Annotated in this window: 12 protein-coding genes; all 12 read left to right on the top strand. The window is 66.4% G+C overall.

The features are described 5' to 3' along the window. Window positions 1-116: 116 nt before the first annotated feature. The 12 genes from EV560_RS11645 to EV560_RS11590 all read left to right on the top strand — a co-directional run bounded on the left by EV560_RS11645 (window position 117) and on the right by EV560_RS11590 (window position 19,821). On the top strand, window positions 117-1,034 hold the full coding sequence (locus EV560_RS11645) for an ABC transporter permease (protein WP_131855909.1): 918 nt from the start codon (window positions 117-119) through the stop codon (window positions 1,032-1,034). Further along, on the top strand, window positions 1,035-1,940 hold the full coding sequence (locus EV560_RS11640) for an ABC transporter permease (RefSeq protein ID WP_131855908.1): 906 nt from the start codon (window positions 1,035-1,037) through the stop codon (window positions 1,938-1,940). Beyond that, on the top strand, window positions 1,937-2,941 hold the full coding sequence (locus tag EV560_RS11635) for an ABC transporter ATP-binding protein (RefSeq protein WP_131855907.1): 1,005 nt from the start codon (window positions 1,937-1,939) through the stop codon (window positions 2,939-2,941). Before EV560_RS11640 ends, EV560_RS11635 begins: the two co-directional genes overlap by 4 nt. Further along, on the top strand, window positions 2,938-3,771 hold the full coding sequence (locus tag EV560_RS11630) for an ABC transporter ATP-binding protein (protein WP_131855906.1): 834 nt from the start codon (window positions 2,938-2,940) through the stop codon (window positions 3,769-3,771). The genes EV560_RS11635 and EV560_RS11630 overlap by 4 nt, the downstream gene beginning before the upstream one ends. Before the next feature lie 98 nt (window positions 3,772-3,869). Continuing rightward, on the top strand, window positions 3,870-5,396 hold the full coding sequence (locus EV560_RS11625; RefSeq protein ID WP_131855905.1) for an ABC transporter substrate-binding protein: 1,527 nt from the start codon (window positions 3,870-3,872) through the stop codon (window positions 5,394-5,396). A gap of 204 nt (window positions 5,397-5,600) precedes the next feature. Continuing rightward, complete coding sequence (locus EV560_RS11620) at window positions 5,601-7,901, top strand: penicillin acylase family protein (RefSeq protein WP_131855904.1); 2,301 nt, start codon at window positions 5,601-5,603, stop codon at window positions 7,899-7,901. A 777-nt stretch (window positions 7,902-8,678) separates the two neighbouring features. Next, window positions 8,679-13,649 carry a lysozyme inhibitor LprI family protein gene (locus EV560_RS11615; protein ID WP_131855903.1) on the top strand — a complete coding sequence of 1,657 codons (4,971 nt, stop codon included), beginning with the start codon at window positions 8,679-8,681 and terminating at the stop codon, window positions 13,647-13,649. Between the two features lie 8 nt (window positions 13,650-13,657). Next, on the top strand, window positions 13,658-14,914 hold the full coding sequence (locus EV560_RS11610) for a YncE family protein (protein ID WP_131855902.1): 1,257 nt from the start codon (window positions 13,658-13,660) through the stop codon (window positions 14,912-14,914). Between the two features lie 10 nt (window positions 14,915-14,924). After that, window positions 14,925-16,037, top strand: coding sequence for a beta-propeller fold lactonase family protein (locus tag EV560_RS11605; RefSeq protein ID WP_131855901.1), 1,113 nt, complete (start codon window positions 14,925-14,927; stop codon window positions 16,035-16,037). Window positions 16,038-16,100: 63 nt separating this feature from the next. Beyond that, window positions 16,101-17,075 (top strand): hypothetical protein, encoded by a 975-nt coding sequence (locus EV560_RS11600; protein WP_131855900.1) that lies wholly within the window; start codon window positions 16,101-16,103, stop codon window positions 17,073-17,075. Between the two features lie 326 nt (window positions 17,076-17,401). Further along, window positions 17,402-18,631, top strand: a complete 1,230-nt coding sequence (gene hemA, locus EV560_RS11595) for a 5-aminolevulinate synthase (RefSeq protein ID WP_131855899.1) — start codon at window positions 17,402-17,404, stop codon at window positions 18,629-18,631. Window positions 18,632-18,678: 47 nt separating this feature from the next. Continuing rightward, window positions 18,679-19,821: an ABC transporter permease gene (locus tag EV560_RS11590; RefSeq protein WP_131855898.1), complete on the top strand. Its 1,143-nt coding sequence runs from the start codon at window positions 18,679-18,681 to the stop codon at window positions 19,819-19,821. Window position 19,822 lies beyond the last annotated feature (1 nt).

The following is a 19,822-nucleotide window of genomic DNA, read 5'->3' as shown; positions in this document are numbered from 1 at the left end:
GTCAGATGCTCCGGAAAGTTTGTCCGGCTTATTGACAAATGCAATCGCCCATCTGACGATTTGCCGGAGAAGTCGCCGATCGAGCGGACTGCATCCGCCCGGCGGGAGGTGAAGAGTTGGTCAGGTACGTTGCCCGGCAATTTCTATTGTCGCTCGCGGTGCTCGTCGCGGTGTCGATCGTCGGCTTCGTCCTGCTGCGCGCCTCCGGCGATCTCGCCCAGCGCGTCGCCGGTGCCGAGGCGACGGCCGCCGATGTCGCCCGCATCCGCGTCTCCTACGGGCTCGATAAGTCGCTGCCGGTGCAATATCTCGAATGGGGCCAGCGCGCGGTCAGCGGCGATCTCGGCCGCTCGCTCTTCTTCCCCGAGAATGTCTCGACGCTGATCGCCCAGCGGCTGCCGATCACGCTCGGCCTCGGCGCGCTCGGCCTCGGTGCCGCGCTCCTGATCGGACTGCCGCTCGGCACGCTTTCGGCGCTCCGGCCGAACGGTCTCTTCGACCGCGCCGTACTGACGATCGCCGTGCTCGGGCAGGCGATGCCGCCCTTCTGGCTCGGCCTGCTCCTGATCATCTTCTTCGGCCTCAATCTCGGCTGGCTGCCGGTCTCCGGCTCGTCCAGCTGGCAGAATCTGGTCATGCCGACGGCTGTCCTGGCGATCGCCACCATGCCGACGATCATGCGGCTCACCCGCTCCGGCATGATCGACCAGCTGCGCGCCGACTATGTCCGCACCGCCCGCGCCAAGGGCTTGAAGCCTCTTTCCGTTGTCGTGAAGCATGCGCTGCGCAACGCGCTGATCCCGGTCGTCGCCATCGCCGCCGTCCAACTCGGCGCGCTGGTCGGCGGCTCGGTGGTGCTGGAGACGGTCTTCGGAATCCAGGGATTGGGCTATCTCGCCTGGGAATCGATCAACCGTGCCGACTATCCCGTCGTCCAGGCCGTGGTGCTCGTGCTCGGCGGCTTCTACTGCCTGCTGACCTTCGTCAGCGACATGCTGCACGCGTTCCTCGATCCGCGCCTGAGGGAGCAATAGATGGCGGTGACCGACATCGCCGCGCCCGAGAGCGAGGTCGACACGGCCAAGGCCGAGCGCGCGCATGCCATCCGCCGCTGGCTCGGCAATAGCGGCGTCGTCATCGGCGGCACGCTCTTCATCCTCATCCTGCTCGCGACGCTGATCGGTCCCTGGCTCGTCCAGCACGATCCTTTCGACCAGAGCCTGGTCAAGCGCCTGCGCCCGCCGGTCTGGAGCGGCGGCAGCTGGGACAATGTCTTCGGTACCGACCATCTCGGCCGCGACTATCTCGCGCGCCTGCTCTGGGGTGGGCGGCTCTCGCTGCTGATCGGCTTCTGCACCATCCTCGTTGCCGCCGTCTTCGGCACCACGATCGGCGTGCTCGCCGGCTATTTCGGCGGCCGGATCGACTTCTTCGTCCGCTTCTTCATCATGGTTCGGCTGGCCATGCCGGCCGTGCTGATCGCGCTCGCCATCGCCTTCATCGCCGGTCCGTCGCTCACCCTGCTGATCATGGTGCTCGGCCTGCTGCTCTGGGACCGCTTCGCCGTGGTGGCACGGGCGACGACGCTGCAATTGCGCAACAGCGAGTTCGTGACCGCAGCCCGCGCCATGGGCTGCTCCAACCTGATGATCATCAGGCGGGATATCCTGCCGAACATCCTCAACCAGCTCATCGTCATCGCCACGGTGGAGCTCGCCAACGCCGTGCTGATCGCCGCAGCGCTCTCCTTCCTAGGCCTCGGCGTGCAGCCACCGCTGCCCGACTGGGGGCTGATGATCGCCGAGGGCAAGCAATACATCCTGTTCTCGCCCTATCTCATCACCTTGCCGGGCCTCGCCATGATGCTGCTCGTGCTGGCGGTGAACCTCCTCGGCGATGGCATCCGCGACGTCACCGACCCGGAGGCCAAGGGGCGATGACGACCACGACGGTGAGCGAGAGCCAACCCGTCCTCTCGGTCCGCGACCTGCACGTGCGGCTGCCGCACCGCGCCGGCATCGTCCACGCGGTCCGCGGCGTCTCCTTCGATCTCCAGCGCGGCGAGACCGTCTGCATCGTCGGCGAGAGCGGCTGCGGCAAGTCGATGTCGGCGATGGCGATCCTCAATCTGCTGCCGCGCGGCGCCAAGCGCGAGGCCGGCGCCGTCAGTTTCCTCGGCGAGGACGTGCTCAACGCCGGTGAGCGTCGCATGTCTGAACTGCGCGGCGACAAGATCGGCATGATCTTCCAGGAGCCGCTGACCGCGCTGAACCCCTCGCTGACCGTCGGCGAGCAGCTCATGGAGGTCTTCCGCCGTCATCGTCCGGCGCGGAAGGGCGAGGCGCGCGAGCGCGCCCTGGAGATGCTCGGCCAGGTCGGCATCCCCAACCCGTCGGAGCGGATGAGCCAGTATCCGCACCAGCTATCCGGCGGCCTGAGGCAGCGCGTCGTCATCGCCATGGCGCTGATGTGCGAGCCGATCATGATCATCGCCGACGAGCCGACGACCGCGCTCGACGTCACCATCCAGGCGCAGATCCTGCGGCTGCTGATCGACCTCAAGGATCGCTTCGGCCTGGCGCTGCTGCTGATCACCCATGATCTCGCCGTCGCCTCCCGCGTCGCCGACCGGATCGTGGTGATGTATGCCGGCGAGGTGGTCGAGGAGGCCGAGACCTCGGCCTTCTTCGCCGCGCCGCGCCACCCCTACGCGCGCGGCCTGATCGGCTGCCTGCCCTCGGCTCAGGCGCACGGCTCGGGCGCGCCGCTCCAGATCATTCCCGGCACGGTGCCGAGCCTGATCGGCGAGATGCGCGGCTGCGCCTTCCGCGAGCGCTGCCCCGAGGCCGAGCCTGTCTGCCGCGAGACTATCGCGCTGCGCGACCTCGGCGGGCGCCGCGCCCGCTGCGTCCATGCCGGGTTGGCGGAGGCGCTCGCATGAGCCCGAAGCCCTCCGTGCTCAGCGTGCGCAACGCCAGCAAGACCTACCGGCTGACGGCCGGGATGATGGCGCCGACCCGCGAGGTCCATGCCGTCAAAGACGTCTCCCTCGACCTCGCGGAGGGCGAGGTGCTCGGCCTGATCGGCGAGAGCGGCTGCGGCAAGTCGACCCTGTCGCGCCTGCTGCTCGGGCTGGAGGCGCCGAGCTCGGGCGAGGTCTTCCTCGACAGCCGGCCGATCTCGTCGCTCTCGCGCAGACAGATCGCACGCGTGCTTCAACCGGTCTTCCAGGACCCCTATTCCTCGCTCAACCCGCGCGAGACGGTCGAGCAGGCGGTCTCGCGTCCGCTCGAAGTGCATGGCATCGGCGACCGCGCCGCGATCCGGCGCAAGGTCGCCGAGACGATCGATGCCGTCGGCCTGCCGCGCCGGGCGCTTTCGAGCTATCCGAACCAGCTCTCCGGCGGCCAGCGCCAGCGCGTTGCCATCGCCCGCGCGCTCATCCTTCAGCCCCGCATTCTGATCTGCGACGAGCCGACCTCGGCGCTCGACGTTTCCGTGCAGGCGCAGATCCTCAACTTGCTCAACGACCTCAGGAAGTCGGCCAATATCTCGCTGATCCTGATCAGCCATAATCTCCAGGTGGTGCAGTTCCTCGCTGACCGCGTGGCCGTGATGTATCTCGGTAAGATCATCGAGGAAGGGCCGGCGGCGAAGATCCTGCGCGCGCCGAGCGAAGCCTATACGCGCCGGCTGCTCGCCTCGGCGCTCGACATCGCGCCCGGCAAGGGCATCCCGCAGCTCGATAACGGGGTGGCCGCGGTCGCGTAGCTGAGCACTCAACCCATAGCGAGGACCGGACGCGCTGATCGATCGGGAGTGGCGATCGGCTCAACCGGCCCAAGACTTCTCAGAGGAGAGATGGCGTCATGAAAAGGTTCCTGCTGTCCGCGGCCATTGCCGCTTTTGGCCTTGCCGGCCTCGGTGCTTCGCCGGGCCTCGCCAACAAGGCCGACGACACTTTGCGCATCGTCTGGAAGGAGGCGCTGCCCAATGTCGATCCGCACTACAACCAGCTGCGCTCCGGCATCACCATCGCCACCTTGGTGATGGACACGCTGGTGATGAAGGACCCGCGCTCCGGCAAGTTCGAGCCCCTGCTCGCGACCTCCTGGGAGTGGAAGGACGACACCACCATCCGCTTCGTGCTGCGCCAAGGGGTGAAGTTCCACAATGGCGAGGCCTTTGACGCCGATGACGTGGTCTACACGCTGAACTACCTCGTCGACCCCAAGAACAAGATCCTGACGCCGAACAATAGCAGCTTCATCAAGCAGGCCGTGAAGGTCGACCCGTACACGGTCGACGTCCAGCTCAAGGCACCGTTCCCCTCGGCGCTGGAATATTTCTCCGGCGCGCTGTTCATCTACCCGAACGAGTACCATTCCAAGGTCGGGCCGGATGGCATGGCCAAGAACATGGTCGGCACCGGCCCCTATGTCATGAAGGAGATCAACGGCGTCAGCCGCTATTTCCTGACCAAGAACAAGGATTATTTCGGCGGCATCAAGGGTCCCGCCTCGATCGGCAATATCGAGATCCGGGTCGTCAACGACGAATCGACCGAGATGCTCGAGCTGATGTCGGGCAAGGCCGACTGGATCTGGAAGTTCAACGCCGACCAGGCGCCGCTGCTCAACGCCCAGCCGAAGCTCCAGGCCGTGCTCTCGGAATCGATGCGCATCGGCTTCCTCAACCTGAACCTCGTCAGCGGCGATCCGGCGAGCAATCCGCTCGCCAACGTCAAGGTCCGGCAGGCGATTTCCTATGCGATCAACAAGAAGGACCTGGTCAAGTTCCTGGTCCAGGGCGAGTCGCGCGTCGTCGACACGCCCTGCTTCCCCGATCAGTTCGGCTGCAATGTCGATGCCGCCGTGAAATACGAATACAGCCCCGAGAAGGCCAAGGCGCTGCTGGCCGAGGCCGGCTATCCCAACGGCTTCTCGACCAAGATCGTCGGCGCCCGCAGCGCGCAATGGGTCGCGGCCGTCCAGGAGGACCTGAAGAAGGTCGGCATCAAGGTCGACGCCTCCGTGATCCAGGGCGCGACGCTGGTCGATCTCTTCGGCCAGGGCCAGATCCCGATCGGCTACTGGGACTGGGGCGCCTATTCGGTGATGGATGTCTCGGCGACGCTGCCGGTCTTCGTCGGCGGCCAGTCCTCCTCCGACAAGGTCGGCGACAAGGAAGTCGCCGAGATCGTGATGAAGGCTGGCACCGAGGTCGATCAGACCAAGCGCAAGGCGCTCTATGACCAGGCGGTCAAGCTGATCAGCGAGCGCGCCCTGATGGTGCCGCTGCACTCCTTCGTGGTGCCCTACGCCTTCACCAAGGAGCTCGACTTCAAGGCCTTCCCGGACGAGACGCCGCGCTTCTTCTGGGCGAGCTGGAAGTAGAGACGATGCCGGGCGGTCTTCGGACCGCCCGGACAACCTGCATCCCCCTCATTCCGAGGAGGCCCGGACGGCCCTCTCGAAGGATGGCCAGCAGTCTCCCGAGCCTTCTGAGGCATCCGTCGAGAGGGCCGTCCGGGCCTCCTCGGGCTCCGGGTTGAACTGACGGCCCGGACAAGTCGGCCTCACACCACAGAAGCGCGGACCATGCCTGCTGCGACCATGCCAACCGAGACCCTTGCGCTTGCCGGGCTCGACGCCCCCGCCGAAATCCTGATCGACCGCTGGGGCGTGCCGCATGTCTACGCGGGCACGCAGCGCGATGCCTTCTTCCTGCAGGGCTTCTCGGTCGCGCGCGACCGGCTCTGGCAGATCGATGTCTGGCGCAAGCGTGGGCTCGGCCAACTCGCGGCGGATTATGGCGGCGCCTTTGCCGAGGCCGACCGCGCCGCCCGGCTCATGCTCTATCGCGGTGATATGGATACCGAATGGGCCTGCTATGGCCCGGGTGCGAAGAGCGCTGCCGAAGCCTTCACCGCCGGCATCAACGCCTGGATCGCCCGGCTTGAAGCCAATCCGAACCAGCTTCCGGTCGAGTTCCAGCGCATGGGAACGCGGCCCGCGCGCTGGGCCGCCGAGGATTGCGTCCGCCTGCGCAGCCACGGCCCGCTCTTCAATTTCGGCCGCGAACTCGCTCGCGCCGATGTCGTCAACCGCTTCGGCCTCAAGGGCGAGGCAGCCCGCAAGCGGCTGGAACCGGACTGGACGCTGGTCGCGCCCGAGGGCATCGCCGCAGAACCGGTGCCGCCGGAGGTCCGTCAGGTCTTCGCGCTGGCGACCAACCAGCCCGCTTTCGATGCGGCAAATACCGCCGCGCCCGAGACGGTGGGCGGCAGCAACAATTGGGCGATCAGCGGCGCTCGCACCGAGACCGGTCGGCCGATCCTGGCGAGCGACCCGCACCGCCTGCTGTTGCTGCCGGCGCTACGCTATGTCTCGCATCTCAGCGCGCCGGGGCTCGATGTCATCGGCGCCGGCGAGCCCGGCGTGCCCGGCATCGCGCTCGGCCATAACCGCACCAGCGCCTTCTGCCTGACCATCCACCCGGCCGACCAGGCCGATCTCTACGTCTACGAGCTGCATCCGGACGATCCGACCCGCTATCGCTATCAAGGCGAATGGGAGGCGATGGAGACGATTGGCGAGACCATCGCGGTCGCGGGCGCAGGCGAGCGGCGGGTCGATCTGCACTGGACCCGCCACGGCCCGGTCCTGCATATCGACCACGAGCGGAGGCGCGCCTATGCGCTGCGCTCGATCTGGTCGGAGCCCGGCTCGGCGCCCTATATGAGCGCGCTGCGCTATCAAGCCGTCGAGAGCTGGGACGCGTTCGTCGAGGCGCGTTCGCATTGGCTGACCCCGCCGGTGAACCACGTCTTCGCCAATATCAAGGGCGAGATCGGCTGGATCATGTCCGGCTTCGTCCCGGTCCGGGCGAACTGGGACGGGCTGCATCCGGTCGCCGGCGACGGCAGCCACGAATGGGCCGGTTTCATGAAGGCCGAGGCCCATCCACGCATCTACAATCCCGCGAGCGGCTGGGTCGCCACCGCCAACGAGATGAACCTGCCCGAGGGTTTCGACCATGCCACGCACAAGGTCGGCTTCGACTGGTGCGATCCGGCGCGCTATCGCATCATCGCCGAGGAACTGAGGCAGGAGAAACCGCACAGCCTTGCCGGCAGCCGGCGCCTGCAGACCAGCTTCGCCTCCGAGCCGGCCCGGCGCCTAGTCGCTCTTCTCGGCGGCCTGATCTTCGAGGGGGAGGCAGAGCAGGCGCGAAAGCTACTCTCCGGCTGGGATGGCGTGCTCTTGGTGACCTCGGCGCCTGGCCTGCTCTTCGAGATCTGGTTCCGCAACCATCTGATCGAGGCGGTCAGCGAGCAGCTCGCGCCGGGCGCCTTCGCCCATTTCGACGCGCATGACGTCGCCGCCTACGACACCTTGCAGGTGGTCGACCTGATGGTCGCCCCGGACGAGCGCTTCGGCGCTGCGCCATGCGAGAGCCGCAATGTGCTGCTCGCGCAGACGCTCACGGCGGCCTGGGGCGAGGCGGTGAAGCGCGCGGGGGCGGATCCGGCTGCCTGGCGCTGGGGCGACCTCCACCATGCCAGGTTCGTCCACCCGCTTTCCGGCCGGCTCGGCGACGAGACGCTGGATACGCGGCGCATGGCGATCGGCGGCTCCGGCCTGACGCCGCATGCGGCCGATTACCGGCTCGAGGATTTTCGGATGACGGTCGGCGCCTCCTTCCGGATGGTCCTCGACATCGGCGAATGGGACAACAGCGTCTTCGTCAACGCGCCCGGCCAGTCCGGCGATCCGCGCAGCCGCCATTATGACGACCATCTCGACGCCTGGAGCGTGCAGGACTACCTGCCGCTGCTCTTCAGCCGCGAAAGGGTCGAGGCCGCCACCGCGCTCCGTATCGCGGTGACGCCGGCCTGAGGCCGAAGCACCCGTAAATCCCTTCCCTCGTCCTCCCTGCACTTGCGTGATTTCCGCATGCATCGCTGCTACGATGCGGTTCCGCGAGCCTCTCCGTCAGGACGATCGGCGCGGCGACGCCGTTGAATGGAGTTCGCACAGGGAGCCGGGACGATGGGATCGATTCGACGGGCATGCCTGCTGATCGCTGGTGGAGTTTTGTTGTCGGGCTGCCAGGTTTCACACGATAGGAGCGCGCTGCTGGCGCCCGTCTGTGCCGTTCCGGTCAATCGCACGATCCAATCCATGTATTGGCTCGAGTGCATGTCGGTCCAGCCCGCCCCATACCGCTATTCGAAGTATTACTAGCAGTCGGGCGCGGGCCTCCGCATATCGACCAAGCTGCGTCGGATCACGCCAATCCCGGCGGTCTGTCGCCATCGCCCATGGCTTGCTCACGGCCGAGGCCAGTTGATTCAGGACCAAAAGAGGTACCCCAGAATTCAAACTGCGGACCAAAGTGAGTTCGCTGACAATATTGCAGCTGTCTCCCGATGACCGGGCGGGATTGGGGTGCGCGGCGCGCCGGATTGTCCTGGCAATCGGTGCCTTGGCGTGGCCTGTGTCTCAGCTCGGGAGCAGTGGATGCCGCCTGCCTTACGTCGCCCTGGGCATTTTCGACGCCGGCCATGCGGCTGGATACTTGGATTTGCCATTGGGATTGCCGCGGCAACGCCATTGGTCATGGCGCAACCGCTCGTCGAGCCCGGCCGCGACCAGCCTCTTCGAACCGGTGACATGCGGCCGAGCTTTGATTGCCGCCAAACCGGCAATCAGGCGGAGCGCGCGATCTGCAGCACGCCGGAGCTCATCCGTCTCGATGTCGCGCTTGCGACAGCCTATCGTGAGCGCCTGGCGGGCCTGACAGAGGGCGATGCTGCACGGGAGCGTCGGCGGCAGACCGCGTGGATCGCCGAACGGAACGAGTGCCGCTCCCAGATTGCCTGCCAGCGAAGCGCTTACGAACGCAGGCTCGCGGAGGTCCGGGATGCCTCGACCTCCGCTTCCCGAGAGACCATCGTCCAGTCGGCTTCGCCACCCGATCCGGCGCGCCCCGGCAACGGCTCCGTGCTCAGGGATTATCCGTCGGACCTGGCCGCGCTCCGGATCGTCCATTGGCGAGGCCGACCGGTCGTCAATCATCCGTCGAGCACCTCGGCGCGAGCGCTGTTCCAGCTCCTTGCCTACGCACACCAGCCGCAATTGATGACCGGCGCCACCGAGACCCGCGGCCACAGCTGGCTGGACCCGTCGACATTCAGCGAGAACGCTCGCGAGATTGCGAATACCTTCCTCCCCCCGGCGGCAAAGCCGCAATACCTGCAAATGGCGTATGGCAGCGTGACCGCCAATGCCGGCTGGCTCGGGACGAGCGAGTTCGAGACGGAGCGGTCGCGCCAACGCTTCATCGAGGCCTACAGCGAAAAACTGAAGCAGGCGGCGCCGAAGCTGCCCTTCGAATTCGTGCTGATCTCCGAGCAGTCGCTGCGCCCCTACGACAACGTCAATTCAGGCTTCGCCATCGACGATTTCGCCGTCCCATTGCTTGAACGGCAGCTTTTCGGCTGGCTGACGCCGCGTCTCGAGACGGAGGCATCACCGATCCGGCTATGGCCGATACCCCGGGATGCCGCCGAGAGACAGCTCAAGCACCTCGCCGCCACAGCCCCCCGCGGACAGAACGCAGCGCGCAAGGTCGCCCTGCTCAAGATCGTGGAGGCGGTCGCAGTCGATCCCGCGACCCTGCAACTGACGCTACGGCTCAAGACGACGGAGATCTATGATCCAGCCTTGCAGACGAGGCTGCACAGCTTTGCGGCGACAGAAGCGGCGCCGGTCAGCGCCCAGGGCGGCGTCGAGCGCCTCAAGACGCCGCCGGCCGGCATCGAGCCGCTGCAGTTGCGGACGCTCGGCGGGTTGCCGCTGTTCACGGCAGGCTCCGTGGGGCAGCTCTCGAACGAGGGCCTGCGCTTCTTCAGCCTGGTCGCGCTCGGATCGGTGCCGAGCCATCTCGACGAGTATGCGGCTGCGGTCGCGGACCTGCATCTGCGCGGCGCGCAGCCTTTTACGCAGGGGCAATACCGCCGCGAAGGCGGTCTCGATCGGCGCTGGCCGGGCAAGGACGAGTTCGAGCGCCGCGACAGCCGCAAGGCGTTCATCGACCAATATGGCGAGGTGCTGCGGCGCTGGGCGCCGCGGCCGCCGTTCCGCTTCGCCTACGCGCAAACCATCAGCCTTCCCGACTACGACCAGAAGCGAAACGGTTTCGCCCTGCCGCTGCCGAGCTTGCGCGGGCTCGATGTCGCGGGCCTGCAAACCTGGGAATCCTTTGCCTGGCCCGAGCCCTTCCTGCCCCGGTCGCAGAGCGGTGCCCGCAAGCTGCTGCAGGACCTGCGCGATGCCGCGCCACGTGACGCCACCGGCAGGTCACAGGTCGGCGAGCGCACCGCCGTTCTCGTCGCGACGGTGGAGATGGCGGAGATCGATCCGCGCAACGGCAGGGCCGAGCTCAGGCTGGCTTCGCTCGCACTCTACGACTCACAGCTCAAGGCGAAGCTGCTGGACATCTCCACCTATGACGCGCCCGGCGACCGCGCCTCGGCCCCAGGCCGCCTCCCGGGTCCGGTGGCGCTCGATTCGCTGTTCGTCGGGCTGCAATTCCTGAAGAAGACGCCGCCCGACGGCACCGATCCGTTCTGGGCCGGTCTCGGCCATCTGGTCCAGGATCGAAATACCCAGCTCCGCAACAATCCGGCAGTCTGGGGCCGTTTGCCGGCGAATGATCCGCGACGCCCCTATTTCGGCCCGCTCGGTGATCAGATGAGCCAGCACGACCGGGCGCAGTTCCGGCAATGGGCTAAGGCCTTCGCCGAGGCGCTGCCGCAGGAGACCGTGGCGAGCTTCCAGACCAATATCACGCCGGCCGGCCACGATCCCGTGACTCGCCAGCCGCAGACGATCGCCGCGGTCCAACTGCCGCGCACCCTGAACACGGCTTTCGACACGCGCGTGCTCGACGGGCTCGGCCTGCAGGGCGACCAGATGGCCGTCTGGGAGATCGGCGGGCGACTCGCCTTCATTGCTCTGCCGAACCGGATCTCGCTCTACACGATCGACGTGCCGGCAGCGGCGCGCGATCCGCAAGGCTACAAGGCGGCCGAGGTACGCGTGCACTACCAGGTCGAGCGTGTCGATGACGGGCCGCTCGTCAACGGCCGCTCGACCTTGCTGATCAGGCTCGTGCCACGCAATGCCGAGGTCAGGGCGCCGGGCCAGCAATTCGCGCTGCGCAGCTTCGACGATATCCCGCGGCTCGACGATTCGTCCTTCACCGCCGCTCCGACCCCACAGCCAGCCGCGCGCTCGAACGCGCCGCTCGCACTCGACGCCAACAGCCTCGACCTGCTGACCGCGGCCGCGCTCGGCGAGCAGCTCTCGCCGGGCGTGATGGCACAGCTCGTCGGACGGCGCTGGCTCGCCGAGGATACCGGCGGCGCCGTGCCGGGCGGGCGTTTCTTCACGCGCGGCAAGCGCATGCCGACGCTGGAGGAGGCGGCCGAGCTCGCGCCCCGCTTCACGACCTGGGCAAAGGCCGTCGCGCCCGCTTTTCCCGCGCGCCTCACCAGGACGGTACCAGTCACCTTACGCGGCGATCAGCAATCCGGCTCTGGGCAATCCGGCTCCTGGGCAAACCTGAACTGTTTCCAGGGCCTGACCCAGGCCGGCGCGATCTGGGCTGCCGGGCTCGAGCGGACCAATGCCGCGCGGGCCCTGAACCGCAGCTCCTGGACCCTCGCCGAGGAGCGCACCCATCTCACGCTCACGGCCGCAACCCGGCTGAAGGACTTCATGGCGCCCGTGGGCGGCCAATGCGCGGCCTCGCGACAGCCTTACACCGTGCCGCAGCTCTTCGGGACCCATGTGAGCTTTGCCGGCACGCTGCCGGAGCCAGCCTTGCGATTCGGTCCGTCCGGGCAACAGCAGCTCACTCTCAGCGTCATGATCGAGGTGGACGCGCCGCAGCTTCAGCAGGACGAGCCGATCTTCACCGATCTGCTGCCGCGGGATCTTCCGACCCCGGAGAGCCTGCGCCAGAACCGGCGCAAGGGCGAGTTCACGCTGTTCCAGAGCCGGCTGGTCGAGGCGAGCTATCGCCACCAGTCCGGCGGCGAGGCTGGACGCTATATCCGCGAAGGCCCGGTGACGGTCGCAGCGATCCTGCAATCGCTGCGCGACGAGCTCGCCAAGGTCGTGCCGCCGAGCGCGGCCGGCAAGCCCTATGGGCCCGATATCGTCGGGGTGCGTCTCGGCATGAGCTTCGCCGAGGCCGAGGCTGCGATCCGGGCCCATATGCCGGTCGGGCGCGTGCTCGACGGCAAGCGCGCCAGCGACGAAGCCGTCGGCGCCGGCGTCAACGAGCCGATCACCTCGGGCAAGCTCTTCATCTCCGAGAACGGCATGGAGCTGATCGCGCTGATCGACGAGCCGCCCGCCGCATCCCAGCGCGTGCTCGCCGTTTGGCGGCGCGTCCATTCGCCGAGTGGCCAGATCAGGGCGCCGGAAATGTATGCCGGGCTCCTGGCCAAGTATGGGCCCCTGCCAGATCGCCAGCAATTCGACGGCGGACGGGCGCTCTGGTACGACCGCGCCACCGCGCATTGCACGGCGAACTATCGCTACGGCCAGCGCCAGCCGCTCGCGGCCTTCTGGTATGAGGACGGCGCGCCGACCCAATGGCAGGCGCCGGGGGCGAGACCGGCCGAGGCCGCGATCCTGCCACCGCATTTCCGGGACCCGACATCGCAGGAGAGCCTGCGCTATGGCAGCTGCGGCGCGATGCTGACCGCGCAGCTCAACCTCGACACCGTCGCGGCCGTCAACTCCTATTACCGCTACGAGCCGATCGACCTGCTGGAGATGTCGCTCTCCGATTTCGGGGCCTATCAGAAGGCTTTCATCGAGAGCCGCAAGCAATTGCAGGCCGCAGCGCAGGGCGGCGGCAACCGCAAGCCGGAATTCGCCGAGCCCTTCGGGCCGGACATGGTCGGCCTGCGCCTCGGCCAGAGCCTGCAAGAGGCCGAGGCCGCGATCCGCACCCATATGGATGTCGGCCGCGTCTTCGAGGCCGATGCCGGCACCATGGCGGGCAGGCCGCCGCTGCCCTTCGCCGGCGGCAAGCTCTTCATCTCCCGGGACGAACGCGAGCTGATCGCGCTTCACCCCGGCCCGGCCGCGGCCAATGGCAGGCTCGCGGCGGCCTGGCGGCGCATCTATGTCCCGGCAGCGACGGCACTGGACGCCGCCGCAGGCCCGATGCAGGCGAAATATGGCGAGCCGGCTTTTCGCAGCATCGGCGGCGACGTCGTCGTCTGGGGCCAGACCCGGATGCCGGCCTGCAACGACGCCTATGTCGCGGCCATCGAGGCGACAAGGCCTCTCGACGAGCGCTGGCGCGAGAATGGCGCGCCGGCGCAATGGCGGCCGCCGACTGGCGAGGCGCCGGGGAGCCTGCCCGCGCTCGTCGGCCGCGCCGCCAATGGCGAGCCCTGGCTGGAGAATTGCGGCCCGCGCCTGAGCTTGCAGTTCCGTGCCGCGCAGGGCGCGCAGGCCCTGAGTGTGATCGAGACGACGCTGACCGATCTCGGCCGCTATCGCCGCGCGCTCGATGCCGAGCGGCCGGCCGCGCTGCCCGGCCGCGTCAAGCTCTGAGGTGGCAGATGCGCGCAGCGACCGCTTCCCTTCTTGCAACGATCCTGACGGCGGCTCCCGGGCTCGGGACGGCGCGGGCGCAGGCGCCGCTGCCGCCCGGCGAATATGCTTATGTCGCCCTGGAGAACGCGGCGCAGGTCGCCGCCATCGACCTGCGCAATGGCAGCGTCGCGCAACGCATCGCGGTCGGGGCCGGTCCGCGCTTCACCACGGCGAGCCGTGACGGCACGATCGTGCTCTCGGTCAACCGCACAGACGACACGATCTCGGTTATCGACACGCGCCTCGGCAAGGTCGTCGAGACGCTGGACTCGGGCCTGTTCCTGCCGCCCGGCGGAGCGCGCATGCCCGATGGCACGGAACTCGGCGCCGGCCTGGGGGATGTCGCCGCGAGCCCCGACGGGCAGATCGTCTATGCCAACCGGGGCGCGCTCGGTGTCGTTTTCTTCGATCGCCGCAGCAAGGTCGCGCGCTATATCGACGACAATCCCAAGGGCTCCGAGCGCTTCGGCACATCCGGCGCCTTCGCGATCTCGTGGGACGGCCAGCACATTTTCATGCCGACCGGCACCGATCTGAAGGTGATCGACGCCGGGACGCGAAGGATCGTCAGCTCGATCAGGCAATCCGGCAGCATCGGCCCGCAGGGCCTGCTGAATTTCGACATCTCGCGCGACCGCAACCTGATCGTCCACGGCATCCAGCCCGACATTGCCCGGATGATGGCGTCACGCGGCGGCCAGCTGGCGACGCCGATCAGCATCAAGGTGGTCGAGCTGCCGGGCCTCGGCACGCGGCAGCTGAGCGGCATAAGCCCCGGCATCAGCCAGCTGAACGACCCGGTCGTCGGTGTCTTGCTGTCCCATGATGGGCGCCGGCTCTACACCGCGCGGCTTTTCCCACAATACCGGGCCTTCAAGCCCAGCACGACCCCGGTCCAGTTCGCACCGAAGATCTATATCGACGGCCACAGCATGCTCAACGGTGCCAGCTTCGGCGTCACCGAGTTCGGCGCGGCCTCGTCCGGCCTCGGGCTCAGCGAGGACGGCTCGCGGCTGATCGCGATCGACCCGATCGCGAGCCGCGTGAAGATCCTGGACGCCCAGACCCTGCGCGAGCTCCATGTCGCGCAGCCGGGTCCGACGCCGCGGGCCGGGCGTGACTTCATCGTACGGGTCGGCGCGGCGTCCAGCCCGCCGCCCGCGACAGGGAGCACGCCGGTGCCGGCCGCGACGCCTGCCTCCCGCCCGTCCCTCAAATTCTGACGGTGGCGGCATGCCGGGCCATCCCATCCAGCTTCTACGCATCGCTGACCTGCGGAGCCTTCCCAGGCTGGTGATCCTGACCAGCCTGCTGATCCCTGCCATCCTGCAAAGCGTCGCCGCACGGGCGGCGGATCTCGCCTATGTCGCGCTCCAGAATGCCGGACAGGTCGCGATCGTCGATGTCAGGACGGGGGCGATCCTGCGCCAGATTCCGGTCGGCCAGCTGCCGCGCGGCGCCGTCGCCAGCCGCGACGGACGCAGCGTCTTCGTGCTCAATCAGGGCGACAAGACCGTCTCGGTCGTCGATGTCGCCAGCCATCTCGTCCGGCACACGCTCGATATCGCGCCCTATCTCGACGCCTCCCAGGATGCCGGGGAGAGCCTGTCACGCACGAATATCGCCGTATCCCCGGACGGCGCGCATCTTTACCTGTTGAACCAGGTCGGCCGGCTCGTGCGGCTGCCGACCACAGCAGGAGCCGGCGCCGCTCCGGTCGAGCGGGCCTTGTCCGGCTATCTGACCAATCCGAGCATCGAGGTCATCGCGGACGGCGCCCGGCTGCTGATCCCGGGGCGGAACGAGCTCGTGGTGATAGACGCCGCCACCCTGCGCCAGATCGGCCAGCTGCCGCTCTCGGCCACGCTGGTCAACGGCATGGCGGCGTTCCGCGCCACCAGAAGCGGCCCCGTGGTCGTCGGCGATGACGGAATGGTCACCTTCGGCATGGCCAATCTCGACCTGTTCGCGAGCGAGACGGCCTCGATCTACCAGCTCGTCAGCGAGCCCGGCACGCGAACCCCCGAGGCCGCCCTGTCCCGTGACGGCCGCTACTATTTCCGGGCGCGGCAGAATGGCGGGATCTACAGGTTTGATAGCCAGACCCGCCAGCTCACTGCGGGAATCGCGACGGGAGCGACGATCTCGGGGCTCGCGCTAACGGCCGATGACAGCCTGCTGGTCGCACTCAATCCGACCCAGAATGCGATGCGCGTCATCGACGCGAAGACGATGAAGCTCGTCAAGAGCATTCCGCTTGGACCCACGCCGCGAGCACATCGCGATTTCATCATCACGTCGACGCCGCAAGCGCCGTTCGCTCCTCAACCGAAGCTGAAATTCTGACTGCGCCGATCCACTGCCCGCTCAAGCCACGAGGTGACGTTGTCCTCGATCGGGAGATTTGCCGTGAAGCGCTTTCAATCCTTTTCAATAGCTGCGTTCGCCTTCGGTGTGACCGCAATGCTTATACGGCTAAGCGTGCTGGCATCTCTGCCAGTTGGGCTTATCGCTCTCGTGCAGGCACAGGACCTGCAATGGCGGGGGGTGGCCAGGGCAGGACTGAAAGAGTTTGTCAGAGAGCAACGGGGAATGCTGGAGCTGCCGTGGCCAATCGCCTTCTATGGCGACTTCACCGGCGACGGCCAGGACGATGCAATTGTATTCGTCTATCGCGACATCGAAGGCGCCGCCGGAAATTTCGACCTCAAAGTGGCACTCTTCATAGGGGAGGGGAGCACCTTCAAGTTTCTGCGCTACGCACCCAATATCTATGGCGAGCAGCCGCGACAGCCAAAGTTTTCCCATGGCGTCGTGGAGCTGACGACCACGATGCCGCGACCTGGCGATCCACGCTGTTGCCCGACAGGCTCCAAGCGCTACAGCATCGAGACTGGAACTTCGCTTGCGTTGGGGACGACGGTACCTCGTCCCGGCAGCTCGCAGCCGGTATCGCCAGCTCCCTCCGCCGCCGAAACATCAACGGGCGTAGCTCGCGACCCCCGGCCAGCGACCGACCTCGTGAAGCGAGCGTATGCTCATCTTTCAACCAAAGGCCTTCCACCCGACAAGCCGTATTTTACGGCGGGCTTCTTTGCATTGGTCCAGAAGGATCGACGTTGCGAGCAGAAGATCGGCGATCAACGTTACGCCAGCACGATCTGGTTCAGCGGCCAGGATTGGAAGATTACAGAACTCACGCTTTCGGAAAAAGCCGTGAGCGAGGGGGAACGCCATGTGGCGGCCAGCTTCAAGAACATGAATGATCTGCAAGGGAGAACCTTCGTCCTGAAGCGCGTTGGCTCCGAATGGCGAATCGACGACGTCACGATCGATGGCGGCACGAAGCTCAGGAGAACACTTCAGATCAGTCGCTGCGTTTAGATCATCGGAGCGTATTCGGTCCGATGATCCAGCTTCCTTGTTTTCGATTTGGCTTTTTCCGAGAATCGCAATCCACTTTTCGGGCCGATGATCTGGTGCGCGATGGGTTGCGTCGACATGTGCGACAACCTGGGTCGCCGCCGCGCGGGGCATGGACTCTGCCGCACAGAGACCTTTGTCCTGCATTTTTCTAAACTTTGGTCCGCAGAAGACCAGCCTCTCTCACTGTATCATGACCACTTCGCGCTTAAGTTATAGAAATTCCTTCGGATATTCTGCCCGCAATTTGTCCTTGATCGTTTTTGAGCCGGAGGCCGGGTCTGACCATGGATTACTCCGCAGTATTGTCGCAGCAAATCCATAAGATCCAGGCGGAGGGACGATATCGCATATTTGCCGATATTCGGCGCGTCCGTGGCCACTATCCCGTAGCGGAGTATTTCAACGGCGGGCATGCACGTCATGTGACCGTGTGGTGCTCGAACGACTATCTCGGGATGGGCCAGCACCCGGACGTGCTGGCCGCGATGCACGAGGCCATCGATAGCGCTGGAGGCGGCTCCGGCGGCACGCGCAATATTTCCGGCACGACACATTACCATGTCGAGCTGGAAGCAGAACTGGCGGAGCTGCATGGGAAGGAAGCGGCGCTTCTCTTCACCTCGGGCTATGTTGCCAACGACGCGACCCTCTCGACGCTGGCCAATCTGCTGCCCGGAGCGGTCATCTTCTCGGACGAGAAAAACCACGCGTCGATGATTGCGGGGATCCGCCACGGCGGGGGAGCCAAGCGGGTCTGGCGGCATAACGACGTTGCGGATCTCGAGCGTCACCTCAAATCGGTCGACCCGGACCTGCCCAAGATCGTGGCATTCGAATCCGTCTATTCGATGGATGGCGATATCTCGCCGATCGAGGAGATTTGCGATGTTGCCAGCCGCTACGGCGCCCTGACCTATCTCGATGAGGTTCATGCCGTCGGCCTGTACGGCGCCCGCGGCGCGGGCATCGCAGAACTGAAGGGGATCGGCGGCAAGATCGATATCATCGAAGGCACCCTGGCCAAGGGGTTCGGGCTCATGGGCGGCTACATCGCGGCGAGCCGTGATTGTTGCGACGCGATCCGTTGCTGCGCGCCCGGTTTCATCTTCACGACCTCGCTGCCGCCGGCCATCGCCGCCGGCGCGCTTGCGAGCATCCGACACCTGAAGGGAAGCCAGGTCGAGCGGCAGCGCCATCAGGAAAGGGCCAGCACTCTGAAACGCCGGCTGTCAGTTGCCGGGATCCCGGTCCTGCCGAACCCGAGCCACATCGTACCGGTGCTCGTTGGGGATCCGGAGCTGTGCAAGCAACTGACGGATAGCCTGCTCGAGCGCTTCTCGATTTACGTTCAGCCGATCAATTACCCGACGGTGCCCCGTGGGACCGAACGGCTGCGCCTCTGCCCGTCGCCCCTGCACGGAGACGCGGACATGGATCGCTTGATCATGGCGCTCGTCACGCTCTGGAACGAGATGGGACTTGCTGCCGGGCCTCCGGCGATCGCGGCGGAATAGCTGCGCCGTCGTCGCTTGGGATCGTTCAGTCTGAGTGCGAGAGATGCATGCCGATCCTTGCTCTTAAAATCCTGTTCGGCGATCGGGGCAAGTTGCTCGGCCTGGTCTTCGGCGTCGCCTTTGCCACCCTGCTGGTCGCGCAGCAGAGCGCCATGTTCGTCGGATTGATGACGCGGTCGCAGAATATCATCGCCGATGCGCAGGACGCAGACATCTGGGTCATGGACCCATCAGTCGAATATCTCGATCTGGTCCGCCCGATGCGGGACGGAGACCTCCATCGGGTCCGCGGCGTTCCAGGAGTCGTTTGGGCAGCGCCTCTCTTCAAGGCGACGGCGCCGGTCAAGACGCCGGAGGGGCGAACGAAGAATGCGCTGATCCTGGGCGTCGAAGACACGACGCTGATCGGAGCGACGCAACGGTTCGTCATCGGGTCGGTCGCGGACCTGCAACGTCCCGACGCCATCGCGATCGACCGGGTCGGCTTCATGCAGCTGTGGCCCGGCGAGCCGCTCGCTGTCGGCAGGACGCTGGAACTCAACGATCGGCGGGCGGTCGTTACCGCGATCACGGATGCCGCCGCTGCCTTCTCCGCTCAGGTCATCATCTACGCGCGCTACAGCCAGGCGCTGAGCTATCTGCCGACCGGTCGAAACCAGCTCTCTTTCGTTCTCGCAAAGGCGGCAAGAGATCTGGAGCCGACAAATGTTGCGCTCGCCATTACCGATCAAACTGGCCTGAGGGCCCATTCTTCCGAAGAATTCTCCCGACGGACCGTCCAATACTACATCAGAAGCACGGGCATCCCGATGAGTTTCATCACGACGATCCTGCTGGGGATGCTGGTCGGCAGTGCGATCGTCGGCCTGACCTTCAGCATGTTCGTGTCCGACAACCTCCCGCAATACGCCATGCTCAAGGTCATCGGCGTCACGGATTTCCGTATCACGGCCCTTGTCCTGCTCCAGGCCGCCGTCGTGGGCACGACCGGCTACGCGATCGGCATCGGCCTTGCCGCCGCCTTCTTCGAATTCGTGTGCACGCCGACTTCGGCATTGCGCGGCTTCATCCTCCCCTGGTGGATCGCCGCCGGCGTTGCGGGCGCGGTGTCCGTGCTCATCCTGCTCTCAACGCTGGCAAGCCTGCGGCGGGTTTTCGCCGTCGAGCCGGCGGTCATCTTCCGGAGCTAGG

The organism is Allobosea sp. BK604 (genome assembly GCF_004341515.1).
Classification (GTDB): domain Bacteria; phylum Pseudomonadota; class Alphaproteobacteria; order Rhizobiales; family Beijerinckiaceae; genus Allobosea.
The sequence above is the reverse complement of the archived record's forward strand: the minus strand, read 5'-3'. Positions and strand labels throughout refer to the sequence as shown.

Coding starts and splice junctions, on each gene's coding strand:
- EV560_RS11640 (WP_131855908.1), top strand. CDS start 1,035: ATGGCGGTGACCGACATCGCCGCGCCCGAGAGCGAGGTCGACACGGCC.
- EV560_RS11635 (WP_131855907.1), top strand. CDS start 1,937: ATGACGACCACGACGGTGAGCGAGAGCCAACCCGTCCTCTCGGTCCGC.
- EV560_RS11630 (WP_131855906.1), top strand. CDS start 2,938: ATGAGCCCGAAGCCCTCCGTGCTCAGCGTGCGCAACGCCAGCAAGACC.
- EV560_RS11625 (WP_131855905.1), top strand. CDS start 3,870: ATGAAAAGGTTCCTGCTGTCCGCGGCCATTGCCGCTTTTGGCCTTGCC.
- EV560_RS11620 (WP_131855904.1), top strand. CDS start 5,601: ATGCCTGCTGCGACCATGCCAACCGAGACCCTTGCGCTTGCCGGGCTC.
- EV560_RS11615 (WP_131855903.1), top strand. CDS start 8,679: ATGCGGCCGAGCTTTGATTGCCGCCAAACCGGCAATCAGGCGGAGCGC.
- EV560_RS11610 (WP_131855902.1), top strand. CDS start 13,658: ATGCGCGCAGCGACCGCTTCCCTTCTTGCAACGATCCTGACGGCGGCT.
- EV560_RS11605 (WP_131855901.1), top strand. CDS start 14,925: ATGCCGGGCCATCCCATCCAGCTTCTACGCATCGCTGACCTGCGGAGC.
- hemA (WP_131855899.1), top strand. CDS start 17,402: ATGGATTACTCCGCAGTATTGTCGCAGCAAATCCATAAGATCCAGGCG.
- EV560_RS11590 (WP_131855898.1), top strand. CDS start 18,679: ATGCCGATCCTTGCTCTTAAAATCCTGTTCGGCGATCGGGGCAAGTTG.